This is a genomic window from Pseudomonas sp. LBUM1640 (assembly GCF_059716225.1).
In genome coordinates this window covers 4,719,405-4,735,884 of sequence record NZ_CP166816.1, presented here as the reverse complement: position 1 = coordinate 4,735,884, position 16,480 = coordinate 4,719,405, and the positions used below count along the sequence as shown (strand labels likewise).

Genomic DNA, 16,480 nt, shown 5'->3' with positions numbered 1-16,480 from the left:
CCATGTGGGAGCGGGCTTGCTCGCGAATGCGGTATGTCAGCTACACATTGGTTGACTGATACACCGCATTCGCGAGCAAGCCCGCTCCCACATTTGATCTTTATTGTTTCCCCTGGCCGGTTATCACTGCATAGGTTCTGCCTACCCAGTGAGCCGGGTTTTACGAATTGACCCTGAGCCCCCGTCCCCACGACTCTCATCCCATCGATGCAGATCAACTTCTTTTTCAGCAAGGCACCGCGACGATGACATTCGACTGGCACTACATGTTTGGTTTGCTCGGCGACGCCGAGTTCTGGCGAGCCACTTGGACGGTGATCAAACTCAGCACCCTGACCTGGATCCTGAGCATCGCCCTGGGCTTTCTGCTGGCGCTGGCCAAACAATCCAAGCACGTGCTGCTCAGCGTCCCGGCCCGTGGCTATATCTGGTTGTTTCGCAGCCTGCCGCTGCTGGTACTGTTGATCTTTATCTACAACTTGCCCCAGGCGCTGCCCGGCACTTCCGTCGTGCTGGCCGACCCGTTCTGGTCCGGCCTGTTGGCGCTGGTGATTTGCGAGACGGCGTACGTGGCCGAGATTCATCGCGGTGGTTTGCTCTCGATTCCCAAAGGGCAGGGCGAAGCGGCGCGGGCGTTGGGCTTGAAGTTCTTCGGCACCCAGTGGCGCGTGGTCATCCCCCAGGCGTTGCGCGTGGCCCTGCCGTCGCTGGCCAACGAATACATCTCCATCGTCAAGCTCACTTCGCTGGTGTCGGTGATCTCGCTGACCGAAATCCTGATGGTCGGCCAGCGCCTGTATTCGCAGAACTTCCTGGTGATCGAAACCATGGCGGCGGTGGCGTTCTTCTACGTGTTCATCGTCACCGTGTTCGATTTTTTGCTCAAACGCCTGGAGCGCTTTCTCGACGTCAACCAGCGCAACGTCTCCCGCGTGCCGGACGCAGCGGTGCTGGCATTGGCCACCCAACAACGCACGGCGCCGGAGCGCCCGGCCAACACCGGCGTCGCCGCGCTGCAAGCCGCAAGGTTGCATAAGGCTTACAACGACATTGAAGTGCTGGGCTCGGTCAACCTGCAGGTGCAACCGGGTGAAGTGGTGTCGGTGATCGGGCCGTCCGGGTCGGGTAAAACCACGCTGATCCGCCTGCTCAACGGCCTGGAGCAACTGGACAATGGCGAGATTCATATCAACGGCCTGCCGTTCATTCACTTGCACAAAGTCGGCGCGCAGAAACCTCAATTTATTGAGCACGCCGAGCATCGCCTGAACATCGGCATGGTGTTCCAAAGCTTCAACCTGTTCCCACATTTGAGCGTGCTCGACAACCTGCTGATGGCGCCGAAATACCACCGCCTGGGCCGCACCGACGCGCTGAAGCAACAGGCCTACGCGCTGCTGCACAAGGTCGGCATGCTCGACCACGCCTGGAAGTACCCGCACCAGTTGTCGGGCGGCCAGCAACAACGAGTGGCTATCGCCCGTGCGTTGATGATGCGCCCGCAAATCATGTTGTTCGACGAGCCGACCTCAGCCCTTGACCCCGAGAAAGTCAACGAAGTGCTGCAGGTCATCGAAGCCCTGGCCGGGGAGGGCATCACCATGGTGATCGTCACCCACGAGATGAACTTCGCCTTCAAGGTCTCCGACCGCATCGTCTTTATGGAGAAGGGCCGCGTGGTCTGCGATGACACGCCCCAGGCCTTGCGCAGCGGCCACAACCCACGCGTGGAGGCGTTCCTCAAGGACGTCTCGCTGGCGTGATCTGTTTAACGTTCAGGACACCCTAAAATGATCGAGCAAGCTCAAATCGAACAATTCCAGCGCGACGGCTTCCTGGTGGTAGAAGGCGTGCTGTCGCTGGAAGACGTGGCCGCGTTGCAACACGACTTCGACCAGTGGGTAGAAGAGAGCCGCAGCCACGCCCAAGGCTGGGGCGCTACTGTGGATGGCCGCGCGCGCTTCGACTTGGAAGGCGACCACCGCGCTGATCACCCGTCGTTGCGCCGGGTGAGTTCGCCCACCGAGATTTCCCCGGTGTATGAGCGTGTGGCGTTGCACTCGCGGATGGCGGCGATTTCCGCGCAGTTGGTGGGCGCTGGCGGCGCGCGTTTTCATCACAGCAAGATCAACTCGAAACTGCCGCACACCGCGACCCAGGTGAAGTGGCACCAGGACTTTCTGTTCACGCCGCACAGTAACGACGACATCGTCACCGCGTTGCTGATGGTCAGCGAAGTGACCCCGCAAAACGGCCCGCTGAATGTGATCCCCGGCAGCCATAAAGGCCCGTTGTGGTCGCACTGGCAGAACCAGCGTTTCACCGGTTCGGTGGACGAGGCCGTGGTTGAAGAACACTGCCAGCAACCTGTCGCCTGCTATGGGCCGGCAGGTTCCGTGTGCTTTATGCACACGCGTTTGCTGCACGCCTCCAGCCCTAACGAGACCGAACTGCCGCGCACGTTGTTCATCAGCGTCTATGCCGCTGAAGACGCGCTGCCATTCGGCGAAAACCCGTTGCCCAGTGCACATGCCGGCCTGTTGGTGGCCGGTGTAGACAGTGGCTTGGTGCGCTCCACCGACAACCAGCTGCGCTTGCCGCAGAAGCCGCGTGGTGCGTCGTTTTTTGTGCAACAGGCCGGCCAAGATTCCGCGACTGCCTAACCCCCTAAAAAACCTTGCAGGTAATGACCATGACAGCGTATCAAAAAAGCGTTCGCCCTCTTGCCGTGTGCCTGCTGGGCGCTGCGGTTGCACTGACCTCGTTGGCGGCTTCGGCGTTCCAGCAGGAAGGCAAGATCATCGCCGGTTCCGACGTGACCTTCTTCCCGTATGAGTACATGGATAACAACACGCCGGCAGGCTTTGATATCGAGTTCATGGACGGCCTGGGCAAGGTCATGGGCCGCAAGGTCGAGACCCTCGACACGCGCTTCCCCAACCTGATCACCGGCCTGCAAGCCGGGCGCTTCGATGTGACCAACTCGTCGATGTACATCACCGCGGAGCGGGTCAAAGTCATCGACATGATCCCCTACCTGAAAAGCGGCGAGTCGATCCTGACCCTCAAGGACAGCGCCTTCCAGCCCAAGAAACCGGAAGAGTTCTGCGGCCACAAGATCGGCTCCATGGGCGCCACGTCCTGGCTGGCGCAGATGAACACGTTGTCGGCTGAATACTGTGTGGCCAAGGGCCTGAAGCCGATCCAGATCAGCGAATACAGCACCGACCCGCAAACCACCCAGGCCCTGCTGGCTCACGCCGTCGAGGCGCAAATCACCGACGCCGCCGTAGCCCGTGGTGTGATCGACAAGCTGGGCAGCCGCGTGGTGATTTCTTCCGACAGCCTGATCTACCCGGTGCTCAACGGTTTCGGCGTGAAAAAGGGCAATGACGACGTGAAGAAGGCCCTTCTCGACGGGCTGGAAAAATACCGCGCCACCCCGGAATACGCAGCGTTGCTCAAGAAGTACAACTTTGAAGCACCGACCGATGCTGACATCGCAGCACTGATGCCCAAGTAAGCCTATTGCGCGTGCCGCAGCCTTCTGCGGCCGCGCCTTGCGGAGACAGATTCATGGCGTTATCCCTTGAAGAACAGGCGCGCATCGACTTGGCGGCGACCTTTCGCATCATTGCCCACCTGGGCATGCACGAAGCGGTGGCCAACCACTTCAGTGCGGCTGTTTCGGCTGACGGCAAACAGTTTTTGCTCAACCCGAAGTGGAAGCACTTTTCGCGCATTCGGGCCAGTGACCTGTTGCTGTTGAACGCCGATGACCCTGGCTGCGCCGACAACCCGAACGTGGATTGCACTGCCTGGTCGATCCACGGGCAGATCCACCGGCTGCTGCCGCAAACCCGCGCCGTGCTGCACTTGCACCCGGTCTACAGCACGGCCGTGGCCTGCCTGGCCAAGCCGCATATCCCGGCGATTGACCAGAACACTGCGCGCTATTTCAACCGCGTTGCCGTGGATGAGCTATACGGCGGCATGGCCGACACCGAGGCCGAAGGCGCGCGCCTGGCCGGCTTGCTCGACGGCAAGAGCCGCTTGCTGATGGGCAACCATGGCGTGATGGTGACGGCCGCGTCCATCGGTGAAGCCTTCGATGATATCTGGACCCTGGAACGCGCTTGCCAGATCCTCGTGACGGCGTGGTCCACCGGGCAGCCGCTGCGGGTGTTGTCGGATGAAGTGGCGGAGAAAACCGCGCGTGGCTGGGAAGGTATCGCGGATTTTTCGCAGCAGCACTTTGAAGAAATGAAGCAGTTGATGATCGACGCCGACCCTTCGGTGCTCGACTGAGGGCTTTTTATGACGTTTTCCGTTGTCGCACGCTGTGCCGAGACCGGCCAGTTGGGTATCGCGATCAGCTCTTCAAGCATTGCCGTGGGCGCACGTTGCCCGTGGTTGCGTCCGGGTGTGGGCGCGGTGGCTTCGCAGAACATTACCTTGCCAAGTTTGGGCCCGCAGATTCTGGATGTGTTGGGGCAGGGCATGGCGCCAAGTGAAGCACTGCAAACGCTGCTGGCCGGGCAGGAGCATAGCCAATATCGCCAGGTGACGGTGATTGATAGCCAGGGTCGCACGGCGCATTTCAGCGGCGCGCAAACCCTTGGCATTCATGCGGCGGTGAGTGGCGAGCAGTGTGTGGCGGCGGGGAATATGCTTGCCAACCCTGCTGTGATCGGCGCCATGGTGCGCGCGTTCGAAAACGCGTCCGGGCACTTGGCTGACCGTCTGCTGGCGGCGATGCATGCCGGCCAGGCCAAGGGCGGTGAAGCGGGGCCCGTGCATTCGGCCGCGTTGATCGTGGTCGACGACCTGTTGTGGCCCATCGTCAACTTGCGTGTGGACTGGGCCGATGAAGACCCCATCGGCGCCCTCGACCAGCTCTGGCAGGCTTATCGCAGCCAACTGCAGGACTACATCGACCGCGCCATCAACCCGCAACATGCGCCGGGCTATGCGGTGCCGGGAGATGATCGATGAGCAGCAGCCGTGAATTGCTCGCGCAACTGGTGCGTTTCGACACCACCAGCCGTGAGTCCAACCTGGCTTTGATCGACTTTGTACGCACCTATTTGCAAGGCCACGGGGTGGCGTGTGAGCTGGTGTTCAACGCGCAAAAGAGCAAGGCCAACCTACTGGCGACCCTCGGCCCGGCTGAGGTGCCGGGTATTGTGTTGTCCGGCCATACCGACGTGGTGCCGGTAGACGGCCAATGCTGGAGCGTGGCGCCGTTCGACCTGACGGAAAAGGACGGCAAGTTGTACGGGCGTGGCACGGCGGATATGAAGGGCTATATCGCCTGTGTGCTGGCCTGCGTGCCGGCGTTGATGCAGGCGCCGTTGCGCATGCCGGTGCACATTGCGCTGTCCTATGACGAAGAGGTCGGTTGCCTGGGCGTGCGCTCGCTGATCGAAAGGTTTCATGCGCGGCCGGTCAAACCGTTGCTGTGTGTGATCGGCGAGCCCACCGAGCTCAAGCCGGTGCTGGGCCATAAAGGCAAATTGGCGATGCGCTGTGAAGTGCATGGCGTGGCGTGCCATTCGGCTTATGCGCCGTCGGGCGTCAACGCCATCGAATACGCCGCGCGGTTGATCAGTGAGCTGGTACGCCTCGGTGAAACACTCAAGGCGCCGCAGCAGCTTGACGGTCGATTTGACCCACCTTTTTCCACCGTGCAAACCGGTGTGATAGCCGGTGGCAAGGCGTTGAATATCGTCCCGCAAAATTGCACGTTTGATTTTGAAGTGCGCTCGCTGCCGGCGCAGGATCCCTGGCGGGTGGCGCAGCAGTTGCGCGGCTATGCCGAACAAACCCTGTTGCCGGCGATGCAGGCGGTGAGTGCGCAGTGCGCGATCAGCTTCAGTGAATTATCAAGCTATCCGGGCTTGGCCACCTCGGTCGAAAGCCAGGCGGCCGAATGGGTTGCGCAGTTCTGCGGCTCGCGCGAATACGGCACTGTGGCTTTTGGGACTGAGGGCGGGCTGTTTGACCACGCGGGTATCCCGACCGTGGTGTGCGGGCCGGGGAGTATGGAGCAGGGGCACAAGCCGGATGAGTTCATCAGCGTGGAGCAGTTGGCGGCGTGTGATCGGATGTTGGAGCAGGTGGTTGCGTTTGTGAGCCAGTAAGGCCATCCCACTATCCAATGTGGGAGCGGGCTTGCTCGCGAAAGCGGTGTGCCAGTAAAAAATATTGACCTGACACACCGCCTTCGCGAGCAAGCCCGCTCCCACATTTGCTCTGTGTTGTTTCTTCAACTGAGCAGGGCTTAGTTCTTGGCCACACCCACCCGCCACTGCGCCGGCGGCAGCAAGCCATTCACCAGGTAATTGCCCACGATCCGCGACTTGTACACCCGAGGATTATGGTTCGCCAACGTACGCGCATTGCGCCACAACCGGTCCAGCGCCTTGTTGCTGGCCGTGGCACTGGCGCCCAGCGCATCAAACAGCGCGGTGGTCGCCGAGAGTGTGGCATCTACCACCGGGTTCACCGCCAGGCACACTTCCAACTCCGCCAATGCCACCTGCGGGTCATCATCGTGCAGCGGCTGCTCGTGGGCGATCACATACTGCGCGGTCTGCTCCAGGCGCTGCGCCGCGTGTTGGGTGATGGCTTGCGCGGCGTAGGCCTGGCTGGCCACTTCGCCGATGACTTGCAGCAATTGCACATCTTGCGCGGCGGTGTCGGCGTTGCCAGTGGTGAACGTCCTGGCGCGCTGGCTGAGCTCTTGCGCACCGCTTAACGCCGCGCGGCGAGCGATGCCGGCGAGGGTGCTGAGGTGGTAGATCTGATAGAACGACTGGCCGTAGGCGAAGCGTTGGTGGGTGGGGCGCAGGTCGTCTTCCACCGGGGCATTGTCGAAGATGCAGGTGCCGCTGGCGGTGAGGCGTTGGCCGAAGCCGTTCCAGTCATCCACGATGTGCACGCCGGGCGCCTTGAGGTCGACAACCACTGAATACACCGCGCCGTCCTCACCGGTGGCGACGGTGTTGATCAGGTCGCTGTAAAGCGCGCCGGTGGTGTAGAACTTTCTGCCGCTGATGCGCAGGGTGCCGTCGGCGTCGCGGTGCAGGCGGGTTTCAAAGTCGCCACGGGTCTGGTTGCCGACTTCAGTGCTGCCTGGGGAGAGCAGGGCGCCCTGGCCGAGTCGGTCCAGCCATTTGGCACGCCAGGCGAGGTCTTTGGCGCAGAGCACGTCCTCGCAAAAACCGAAATGCCCGCGCAGGGCTTGGGTGATGTTGGAGTCGGCGGCGGACAGCTCGGTGAGCAGCGCGATCAGTTCAGCGAAGGTCGCGTCCTGGCCACCGTCACTCATGGGCAAGCGCCAACGCGGCAAGCCGAGGGCGTTCAGTTGCTGGATCACTGTCGCCAGGCTGGCGCGGGTCTGATCGGCTTCGGCGGCTTGTGCGAGGATGTGGGCAAAGAGTGGGCGAAACGGTGCGGCCAGTTGTTCGTAACGGGCGGAGGGCGCAGCGCCCCAGATATTCAACGCGGGAATCGACATGCAATGGACCTTGCAGAAAGTGGCTCAGGTGCTGGGGTCCAGTGGTCTGGTGACGCCACCCTAACCCAGGGGGCGCAAAGTTTTTAATACGAAAAATCGCTATCGAACTGCACAGCGGTTCTATCGATAGTGCGCAACAGTATTAAACCCCGCGCTTTTATTGCGTTAGCTTCTACGGGCGCCACGCTCGGCGACCTCTAAACCCTTTTTCTCATCACCAGACTGCACGCCCACAGATGGTTGAGTCAGCCCTCAACTGTGTGGATTGCATTCATGATCAATCGTCGAAACCTGCTCGCCCTGCTGGGCCTGGCCTCTCTTACCCTGCATGGCCCATCGGCATACGCGGCAGAGCCGCTGACCCTCACGGTAGGCGACCAGTTCTTCTCCAACCGCATCGTCCTTGAACTGTCGGGCGAGTTGAAAGACTTGCCCTATAAAATCGATTTCAAACGCTTCAATACCGGCTCCCCAGTGGCTTCGGCGGTTGCCAGCGGCGCGCTGGACGTGGGCATTGTCGGCGACACCCCGGTGATCAGCCTGGCCGCCAACGGCGCGCCGGTGAAAGTGGTTGCCAGCACCCAGACCAGCCTCGATGGGGTGGGCATCGTAGCGCGCAAAGGCATTCAGTCGGTGGCCGACCTCAAAGGCAAAACCGTTGCGATCTGGAACGGCTCGTGGAGCCAGCAACTGGCGTACAAAGCCCTCGACGAAGCGGGTGTGCCGCGCAACAGCGTGACGTTCAAATACCTGCTTCCGGCCGAAGCCAGCCTGGCGCTGACTCAGGGCGACATCGATGCGTTCGGCACCTGGGAACCCTATGTGTCGCTGCAGGAGAAAGAGGGCAGCACGCTGATCCGCAACGCCAAGGGCCTGATGAGCGCGCCGACCTACATCGTTGCGTATGAACCGGCACTGGCGCAAAAAGGCGCGATCATCAAAGACTTTGTCGCGCGCCTTACCCGCGCACGGGTGTGGAGCAACAGCCATATCGATGAGTACGCCGAGGCATGGTCGAAGGCCAACCAGTCCGCGCCGGAGATTGCCAAAGTGTGGTTCAAGCGTGATGCGATCAAGGTACTGCCGATCTCGCCGACGATTGTCAGCGAAGCCCAGGCCACGGCGGATTTCCTGGTGGATGCGCAGATGCTGAAGCAGCGGTATGACGTGACGCCACTGTTTGATCGGGCGCTTTAAACGTAACGGAAATAAGCGCTAATAGTATCGACAGGCTGATTATGCCTGGGCTGGGCTAGGTTTTTTATTCCGGTGCGCACCGGGACAAAAAATTAACTAGCATCGGCAAGGAGTAGCCAGTAGGCTACATGTGAATCTGTGACCAACTTGATCGGCAGGACGCCGCAGTTCGATACATGGCTCGACGGTATGAAGGATGTCTGGGGAAGAACGGCTGTTCTGACGCGCCTGGACCGCGCCGAAGAACACAATTTTGGCGATTGCGAGCCCGTCGGTGAAGGCCTGAGCGAAATGCGTGTTTTCGTCGGGCCGGGCTACAGAATTTACTTTGTACGGACGGGCATTACCGCTTACCTGATGTTATGGGGCAGCGATAAAACCGACCAGAAGCGGGGAATCACACGGGCAAAAGAGATCCTCGATGCCCTTAGAGGTCAATGAAATGAGCGAATCGAAATTCAAACCCGAGGACATGCCGATCCTCGATCTTGATACGTCCGGCACCCGTGTTTATGAGGCTTCGCGCTTTCTCGACAGCCCGGAAGTTATCAGTGCTTATCTCGCGCAAAGCATGAAGGCGCAAGATCCGCAAATATTCATGAAGGCGCTTGCCGAGGTTGCCAAAGCCCAAGGCGTAAACAAGGTGGCTGAGGCGGCAGGGGTCAACCGGGAGAGTCTGTACAAAACCCTCAAAGGCGGCTCAAAGACTCGCTACGAGACGATTCAGAAGCTGATGCTGGCGTTAGGCGTTGAGCTCACAGTGCAGCCGATTGCTGTCAATCAGCCGACAAGGGCCAAGCCGGTGGCAGCCGGTAAGCCCTGATGTCGAATCACGAAGATCAAATGTGGGAGCTGTCGAGCTTTCGCAGCCTCGCTGAAGCTCGACAGCTCCCACCTCGATCTCCGTTGTCCTTGAGTCTTAGCGCACCAGGCAAGGCTGCTTGTTATTAAAGCGCCAGCCCGGAATCAAGAACTGCATCGCCACGCTGTCATCCCGCGCCCCGAGGCCCATGCCTTTGTACACCTCATGGGCTTTCGCCACGGCGTCCATATCGATATCCACCCCCAAGCCAGGCTTGGTGGGCACCTTCACGTAGCCGCCTTCGATTTTCAGCGGCTGCTTGGTCAGGTGCTGGCCGTCCTGCCAGATCCAATGGGTATCGATGGCGGTGATCTCTCCCGGTGCGGCGGCTGCGACCTGGGTGAACATCGCCAGGGAAATATCGAAGTGGTTGTTGGAGTGCGAGCCCCAGGTCAGGCCCCATTCAGTGCACATCTGTGCCACACGCACCGAGCCTTGCATCGTCCAGAAGTGTGGGTCGGCCAACGGAATATCCACCGATTGCAGTTGGATCGCGTGGCCCATTTCGCGCCAGTCGGTGGCGATCATGTTGGTCGCGGTTTTAAGGCCCGTGGCACGGCGGAATTCGGCCATGACTTCGCGGCCCGAGTAGCCGTTTTCGGCGCCGCACGGGTCTTCGGCGTAGGCGAGTACGTGGTGCTGGTCGCGGCACAGGCGGATGGCTTCTTTGAGTGACCAGGCACCGTTCGGGTCGAGGGTGATGCGCGCATCCGGGAAGCGTTCGGCCAGCGCGGTGACGGCTTCGATTTCTTCATCGCCACTCAAGACGCCGCCTTTGAGCTTGAAGTCGTTAAAACCGTACTTGGCTTTGGCGGCCTCGGCCAGGCGCACCACGGATTCGGCGGTCATGGCCTTCTCGTGACGCAAGCGGAACCACGCGTCATCGGCGTCAGCCTCGTTGCGGTAGGCCAGGTTAGTCGCCGTGCGGTCGCCGACGTAGAACAGGTAACCGAGCATTTTTACCGCGTCACGTTGCTGCCCTTCGCCGAGCAAGGCGGCCACTGGCACTTCGAGAAATTGCCCCAGCAGGTCGAGCAGCGCCGCTTCCATGGCGGTGACGGCATGGATGGTGATGCGCAGGTCAAAGGTTTGCAGGCCACGGCCGGCGGCATCGCGGGAGGCAAAGGTGCTGCGCATCTGGTTGAGGATGCGCTGGTACTGGCCGATGGGTTGGCCGACCACCAGGCTGCGCGCGTCTTCCAGGGTTTCGCGGATGCGTTCGCCACCCGGTACTTCGCCCACGCCGGTGTTACCGCTGCTGTCCTTGAGAATCACGATATTGCGGGTAAAGAACGGCCCGTGAGCGCCGCTCAAGTTGAGCAGCATGCTGTCGTGGCCCGCCACCGGGATGACTTGGAAATGGGTGACTACAGGGGTATTCATGGCAATTTCCTAAGTAAGCTCAAAGAGGTTTGCTGAGGGCGGTGCCCGTTGGCACAACGCTTGGGGAGGCCAACACGGCAGAGGGCGAGGTCTTGGCAAAGAACACCAGGATTGCAGCCAGCAGCGAGGTGCCGGCCAGGCCATAGAGGCCGCCCTGGATCGAGCCGGTGGTCTGTTCCAGGAAGCCGAAGGTGGTTGGTGCGACGAAGCCGCCCAGGTTGCCGATGGAGTTGATCAGCGCAATCACGGCGGCGGCGATGCGCACATCCAGGTAGCCCTGGGGGATGGGCCAGAACAGTGACGAGGCGGACTTGAAACCGATGGCCGCAAAGCAGATCGCCACAAAGGCGAAGATCGGCCCGCCGGTGGTGGACATGAACATGCCCGCGGCGGCAATCAACAGCGCGGCGGCAACCCAGGCTTGCTGGAACTTGAATTTGCCCGACAGCGAGGCGAAGGCGTACATGGCGATGATCGAGATCAGCCACGGGATCGAGTTGAAAAAACCGACCTGTATGTCGCTCAGGTCACCCATCTTTTTGATGATGCTCGGCAGCCAGAAGGTCGCGGCGTAAATCGTCAGCTGGATGCAGAAGTACAAGGCGCAAAACAGCAATATCTGACGGTCTTTGAGCAGCTTGCCGATGGTCGGTTTGACCGTGGTCAGCGCTTCACGCTCGCGCTGTTCCTGGTCGATGGCGCCGACTAAGGTGTCCTGTTCTTCACGGGTCAGCCATTTGGCGTCGTGGGGTTTGGAGTCGAGCCAGAACCACACGAAGAACCCCAGCGCCACGGAGGCCAGGCCTTCGATGGCGAACATCCATTGCCAGCCGTGGAAGCCGAAGCCTTCGATCTGCAACAGCACGCCCGACAACGGGCCGGAGATCAGCGAGGCAACCGCCGAGCCACTGAGGAAGATCGCAATGGCCTTGCCGCGCTCCACGCCGGGCAGCCAGCGGGTGAAGTAGTAGATCACCCCAGGGAAGAACCCGGCTTCGGCCACACCCAGCAGAAAGCGCAGGATGTAGAACTGGGTTTCGTTCTGGATAAACGCCATCAGCGTGGCGACGATGCCCCAGGTGAACATGATGCGGGTCAGCCAGATACGTGCGCCGACCTTTTGCAGCAGCATGTTGGAGGGCACTTCAAACAGCGCGTAGCCAATAAAGAACAACCCGGCACCCAGGCCGTAGGCAGCCGCGCCGATGCCCAGGTCATGCTCCATGTGCGTGCGCACGAAGCCGATATTGACCCGGTCAATGTAGTTGAGGATGAACATGATCACGAACAGTGGGAGCACATGGCCCTTCACTTTGCTCACGGCGCGCGCGAGGACCGAATCACTTTCTGGAGCGACAGATGCATGGCTTGAATTGTTCACAATTCAAAACTCCCCCGGATTTGTTTTTATGTGGGTTTGCGTGTTTTGTTGATAGACATCATACAAGTGCTTTTCTTGGGTTCGCAATGCAATGACGTGTGTTTTTGTTCTTATAAGGGCAGTGGCTGGATAGCTGTTTTGGTTATTTGCCCACTATTTGCTGGAGTTTTAATGCCTTTTATCCGTGTGAGCCAGAAGCGAACGTCCTCAGCAGCGCGATGGCGGCGGGTGTTGGGTTGTTCTTGGCTAAGATAGGTTGTCATACAAGTAGAGGGTTTTTTGAATCAGCCGAACGTCGCCGTCAAACAGGGTGTTAAGCTCCCACCAGCCCAACCCCGTGGACCCTAGCGATGCCCATTGAAAACGGAACCCTTGCCCGTAGACGCCCCAACAACCTGGCCCAAGGTGTGGTCGATGCGCTGACCCAGCGCATCCTGCTTGGCCAGCTCAAAACCGGTGAAAAACTGCCGTCGGAATCCACCATCGTGCTTGAGCATGGCGTGAGCCGAACGGTGGTCCGCGAGGCCATTTCCAAGCTGCAGGCCTCGGGGCTCGTGGAGACGCGCCACGGCATCGGCACGTTTGTGTTGGCGCAACATGCCCAGCAAGGTTTGCGTTTGCATGTGGACACGGTCGCCAGCGTGCGCAACATGCTTGAGTTGCGCCTCGGGCTGGAAGTGCAGGCCGTGGCGCTGGCCGCCCTGCGCAGGAGTGACGAGCAACTGGCGCGCATGCGCGAAGCGTTGGACGACTACCAGGCCTCGCTGGCGAACAACGACAGTTGCGTGGACGAGGACAAGCGCTTTCATCAACTGATCGCCGAGGCCACGGGCAATACGTTCTTCACGGAGATCATGCTGCACCTGGGCAATGCAATGATCCCGCGCACCCAGGTCAAGGGTGCCGAACGCGGCGGTGCGGATTTTGCCAAGCTGGGGCAATTGGCGAACCTGGAGCATGAGGCGATCTTCAATGCCATCAAACGCCAGGACCCGGATGCGGCGCGGGCTGCCATGGTGTTGCACCTGACCAATAGCCGGGATCGGTTTTCGGGTGAGTAATAGCGTGCTGATAAGGAACTGCAGTTGAACGAACACACTTTGTCCATGCGCCTGGAGCGCGTGGCGGCGCACGTGCCGGTCGGCGCGCGCCTGGCCGATATCGGCTCGGACCACGGCTACCTGCCGGTGGCATTGATGCGCCGCGGCGTGATCGCGGCGGCAGTGGCGGGGGAGGTGACGACCACGCCCTTCCACGCGGCCCAACGCACCGTGCGCGACAACGGCCTGGAGCAGCACATTAGCGTGCGTCTGGCGGATGGTTTGGCGGCGATCGAGCCTGGCGACAGGGTCACTGCGATCAGCCTCTGCGGCATGGGCGGCGAGACCATCCGTGACATCCTCGACAGCGGCAAAGTCCACCTTGGCGGCCAGGAACGCCTGATTCTGCAGCCCAACGGCGGCGAGCAACCCCTGCGCCAATGGTTAATGGACAACGGCTATCGCATCCTGCTTGAAGAGTTGCTGCAGGAAAATCGCTTCTATTACGAAATTATCGTCGCCGAGCGCGCCGAGCCGGTGACCTACACCGCCGAACAGCTGTACTTCGGCCCGCTGCAAATGCAGGCGCGCAGCCCGCAGTTCCTGGCCAAGTGGCAGCGTATGCTGCGCCAGAAGCACAAGACCCTGGCCAGCTTCGAGCAGGCGCGCCAGGCAGTCCCGCAGGCGAAAGTGCAGGAAATCGAGCAGCAGGCGCGATGGATTACCCAATTGCTGGCTTGAACCGCCCGCCGTGATCTTGGTCACACAACCTGGGCGGGTGCTTTACGCGCTCTCTTGCACCGCCCATGATGGACACCGCCCGCACTCATGGAGGACTCTGCGCATGTTCGGCTCCCTGCTCGATAAACTCTTCAATCGCCCCCTGACCGAAGACGCATTCGCTGAGAAAGTCATCAAGGCCGCGCGTGACGCCGGTTTCAGCGAACCTCTTGAGTACGTGCCCAAAGAGTTCCGCCTCAAGCATGGCGACGGCGGCTACTTCAACCTGCATAACGCTTTCAATGATTATCAGAGCGCCGACAAGGCGCACAAAGCTGAGGTGTTGAAAGGTTATGTATCGACGCTGCTCAGCTACAAAAAGGAAACGCCGCAAACCTTTGAAGACGTCAGGCCGCTGTTACGGCCGGTGATTCGTAACCTGGCGATGTTGGAAGAAGTGCGCTTGTATCACGTGCGAAGCGAAGGCTGGGACGCGCCTTTCGCCGCGGTCCACCAAACACTCGGCAAAGACTGCGTGACCTTGCTGGCGGTGGACTACCCAGAGACCACTTCCACCCTCACTGAAGGGCCGAAGGAAAACTGGGGCGTGAGCCTGGACGAGGCGCTGGCGGTGGCAGTCAGCAACCTGCGCGAGGCAACCCCGGATGCGTTTGATGAAATTGTGCCCGGCCTCTACGTCGGCCGCTGGAACGACGGCTACGACACCAGCCGCGTGCTGCTGCCGGATGTCCTGCAGCGTGCGGCCATCAAAGGCCGCCCGGTGTTCATGATCCCGACCCGCGACATCCTGATGGTGACCGGTGACAAGGATGAAGAGGGCATTCGCCATATGGTTGAGGTCAGCTTCAAGGCCATGGAAGCCGGGCGTGCGGTTTCCAGCCAGGTCTACACCTACGACGATCAACGGATCGTGCCCTTCATCAGCCAGGATGAAACGCTCCAGGCGCGCATGGCCAGCCTCGAACACCTGCTGCTGCAAGGCAATTACCACGCGCAGAAAGAGCAGCTCGACACGATCCATGACGAGCAAAAAGTCGATGTGTTTGTCGCGTCTTACAAGGTATTTGAGTTGAAGGACAGCAACGGCAAGACCTTCTCGATGTGTAGCTGGACAGAAACCGTCGACACCTTGCTGCCCAAGACCGACCGCGTCGCCTTGGTTCAGTTGCAGCCCGACGGCACCGCCCAGACCCAGTTGGTCGAATGGGATGAGCTTGAGGCCAAGTTGGGTGACCTGTTGGCGCCGGCGAGCTTGTACCCGGCGCGCTATCGAACCCTGGGGTTTCCGACGCCTGCGCAGTTGAGTCAGTTGACGCCATTGGTTTAAAGGCCGCTTGTAACGCTTCGAAGCCGTGCGGCGGGGCTTACCGGGAAGGCGCCGGGTTTGGCGTAAGACGCCTCCACCCGGAGGCGTCTCCTATCGGGCGGCCGGATATGCTCCAATAGCTGCCATTATTTGCTCACCCAGGACTCCCGCCATGGCCGACGCCACCGACCAAGCCTTTTACGATCGTGCAGACGCACATATCGAACTGTCGAACGAGCAGCTTAAAACCTGCGAAAACCTCGGTGAGGTCAGCGCCTCGATGATGTTCGGCACCACGCGTTTCAATGCCTGGGCCAGTGCACGCAACTTCAAGTCCGGCGCCGAAATGGCGGATGCGCGGGAGGCGATGCTGAAGTATTTCTGTGACCAGTACCGGATGATGCTTGAGGACAACCTGGATGATCACATCAATAATTTCAGTCAGTACAGGCTGGTCAAATAGGTCGCCGGCACCGACTCCACCAGCCACACGCCATTGTCTGCCTGATAAAACTTGACGCCTGCCTGGCTCATGCCACGCGCATCAACCGTCAGCAGCACAGGCTGCCCATAGCGCTTGCCAACGGCCAGCGCTGTCTCGGGGTTGTCGGTCAGGTGCACATGGTGCCGACTGCCGGGGATCAAGCCCTGCGCTTCGATGGAAGCCATGAAGCGGCTGGCAGTGCCATGGTAGAGCTGAGCGGGCGGCGCCTTCTCGATGTGCTGCACCTGAACCTGCGCGGTGCTGTGCCCTTGTGCGGCACGGATGCGCTGGTCGTCGTCTGAAAGCGTGAAGCGCTTTTTGTCGTTGGTCTCGACGACGTCGAGCAAGGCTTGGCGATCAAAGGTGTGGCCGTGTTGATTGGCGTTATGGATCAGGCCATCAACGTCGGTCCAGCCATCGCTGTCCAGGGCGATACCCATGGATTCGGGGGCGTGGCGCAGCACGTAGCTGAGGAGCTTGCTGATGTCGTCGCGTTGTTTCTTGTTCAAGGGGGTTGGATGTCCATGGCGATTTTAAAGGTCCTTGCAGGCTAAGTCGGGCCAG

General features: G+C 60.5%; 17 protein-coding genes. 13 read left to right on the top strand and 4 right to left on the bottom strand.

Annotated elements, in window-relative coordinates:
• Window positions 1–245 precede the first annotated feature (245 nt).
• Genes ACA065_RS20825 through argE form a run of 6 tightly spaced genes read left to right on the top strand, consistent with a single transcriptional unit; the run spans window position 246 to window position 6,143 of the window.
• Window positions 246–1,763: an amino acid ABC transporter permease/ATP-binding protein gene (locus ACA065_RS20825; RefSeq protein WP_497691314.1), complete on the top strand. Its 1,518-nt coding sequence runs from the start codon at window positions 246–248 to the stop codon at window positions 1,761–1,763.
• 27 nt (window positions 1,764–1,790) lie between these two features.
• Window positions 1,791–2,663: a phytanoyl-CoA dioxygenase family protein gene (locus ACA065_RS20820; RefSeq protein WP_497691313.1), complete on the top strand. Its 873-nt coding sequence runs from the start codon at window positions 1,791–1,793 to the stop codon at window positions 2,661–2,663.
• 29 nt (window positions 2,664–2,692) lie between these two features.
• On the top strand, window positions 2,693–3,523 hold the full coding sequence (locus tag ACA065_RS20815; RefSeq protein WP_497691312.1) for an ABC transporter substrate-binding protein: 831 nt from the start codon (window positions 2,693–2,695) through the stop codon (window positions 3,521–3,523).
• Between the two features lie 53 nt (window positions 3,524–3,576).
• The gene (locus ACA065_RS20810; protein ID WP_497691311.1) at window positions 3,577–4,308 is read left to right on the top strand and encodes a class II aldolase and adducin N-terminal domain-containing protein; all 732 of its coding nucleotides are present in this window, start codon (window positions 3,577–3,579) and stop codon (window positions 4,306–4,308) included.
• 9 nt (window positions 4,309–4,317) lie between these two features.
• The gene (locus ACA065_RS20805; protein WP_497691310.1) at window positions 4,318–4,995 is read left to right on the top strand and encodes a DUF1028 domain-containing protein; all 678 of its coding nucleotides are present in this window, start codon (window positions 4,318–4,320) and stop codon (window positions 4,993–4,995) included.
• Window positions 4,992–6,143: an acetylornithine deacetylase gene (gene argE, locus ACA065_RS20800; protein ID WP_497691309.1), complete on the top strand. Its 1,152-nt coding sequence runs from the start codon at window positions 4,992–4,994 to the stop codon at window positions 6,141–6,143. Before ACA065_RS20805 ends, argE begins: the two co-directional genes overlap by 4 nt.
• A 140-nt stretch (window positions 6,144–6,283) precedes the next feature.
• On the opposite strand, the gene ACA065_RS20795 is transcribed toward argE, so the two are convergent.
• Window positions 6,284–7,522, bottom strand: coding sequence for an acyl-CoA dehydrogenase family protein (locus ACA065_RS20795; RefSeq protein WP_497691308.1), 1,239 nt, complete (start codon window positions 7,520–7,522; stop codon window positions 6,284–6,286).
• A gap of 273 nt (window positions 7,523–7,795) precedes the next feature.
• Here ACA065_RS20795 and ACA065_RS20790 point away from each other — a divergent pair, with 273 nt between their 5' ends.
• From ACA065_RS20790 to ACA065_RS20780, 3 genes are all read left to right on the top strand, one after another.
• Window positions 7,796–8,719 carry an ABC transporter substrate-binding protein gene (locus tag ACA065_RS20790; protein ID WP_497691307.1) on the top strand — a complete coding sequence of 308 codons (924 nt, stop codon included), beginning with the start codon at window positions 7,796–7,798 and terminating at the stop codon, window positions 8,717–8,719.
• A gap of 138 nt (window positions 8,720–8,857) precedes the next feature.
• Window positions 8,858–9,160 carry a type II toxin-antitoxin system RelE/ParE family toxin gene (locus ACA065_RS20785; protein WP_497691306.1) on the top strand — a complete coding sequence of 101 codons (303 nt, stop codon included), beginning with the start codon at window positions 8,858–8,860 and terminating at the stop codon, window positions 9,158–9,160.
• Between the two features lies 1 nt (window position 9,161).
• On the top strand, window positions 9,162–9,542 hold the full coding sequence (locus ACA065_RS20780) for an addiction module antidote protein (RefSeq protein WP_497695392.1): 381 nt from the start codon (window positions 9,162–9,164) through the stop codon (window positions 9,540–9,542).
• A 96-nt stretch (window positions 9,543–9,638) separates the two neighbouring features.
• Here ACA065_RS20780 and gudD read toward each other — a convergent pair whose 3' ends face one another.
• Window positions 9,639–10,964: a glucarate dehydratase gene (gene gudD, locus ACA065_RS20775; protein ID WP_497691305.1), complete on the bottom strand. Its 1,326-nt coding sequence runs from the start codon at window positions 10,962–10,964 to the stop codon at window positions 9,639–9,641.
• Between the two features lie 19 nt (window positions 10,965–10,983).
• A complete protein-coding gene (locus ACA065_RS20770) occupies window positions 10,984–12,345 on the bottom strand; it encodes an MFS transporter (RefSeq protein WP_497691304.1) in 1,362 nt (453 codons plus the stop codon).
• Between the two features lie 350 nt (window positions 12,346–12,695).
• On the opposite strand from ACA065_RS20770, the gene ACA065_RS20765 reads away from it, so the two are divergent.
• The 4 genes from ACA065_RS20765 (at window position 12,696) to ACA065_RS20750 (ending at window position 15,895) form a co-directional block, all read left to right on the top strand.
• Window positions 12,696–13,406: a FadR/GntR family transcriptional regulator gene (locus tag ACA065_RS20765; RefSeq protein ID WP_497691303.1), complete on the top strand. Its 711-nt coding sequence runs from the start codon at window positions 12,696–12,698 to the stop codon at window positions 13,404–13,406.
• A 24-nt stretch (window positions 13,407–13,430) separates the two neighbouring features.
• Window positions 13,431–14,126, top strand: a complete 696-nt coding sequence (locus ACA065_RS20760; RefSeq protein WP_497691302.1) for a tRNA (adenine(22)-N(1))-methyltransferase — start codon at window positions 13,431–13,433, stop codon at window positions 14,124–14,126.
• A gap of 103 nt (window positions 14,127–14,229) precedes the next feature.
• Window positions 14,230–15,453 (top strand): DUF1444 family protein, encoded by a 1,224-nt coding sequence (locus ACA065_RS20755; RefSeq protein ID WP_497691301.1) that lies wholly within the window; start codon window positions 14,230–14,232, stop codon window positions 15,451–15,453.
• Window positions 15,454–15,604: 151 nt separating this feature from the next.
• Entirely contained in the window at window positions 15,605–15,895 is a 291-nt protein-coding gene (locus ACA065_RS20750; protein WP_497691300.1) for a DUF3144 domain-containing protein, read from the top strand.
• On the opposite strand, the gene ACA065_RS20745 is transcribed toward ACA065_RS20750, so the two are convergent.
• The gene (locus ACA065_RS20745; RefSeq protein ID WP_497691299.1) at window positions 15,874–16,425 is read right to left on the bottom strand and encodes an RNA 2'-phosphotransferase; all 552 of its coding nucleotides are present in this window, start codon (window positions 16,423–16,425) and stop codon (window positions 15,874–15,876) included. The genes ACA065_RS20750 and ACA065_RS20745 overlap by 22 nt on opposite strands.
• Between the last annotated feature and the right edge of the window lie 55 nt (window positions 16,426–16,480).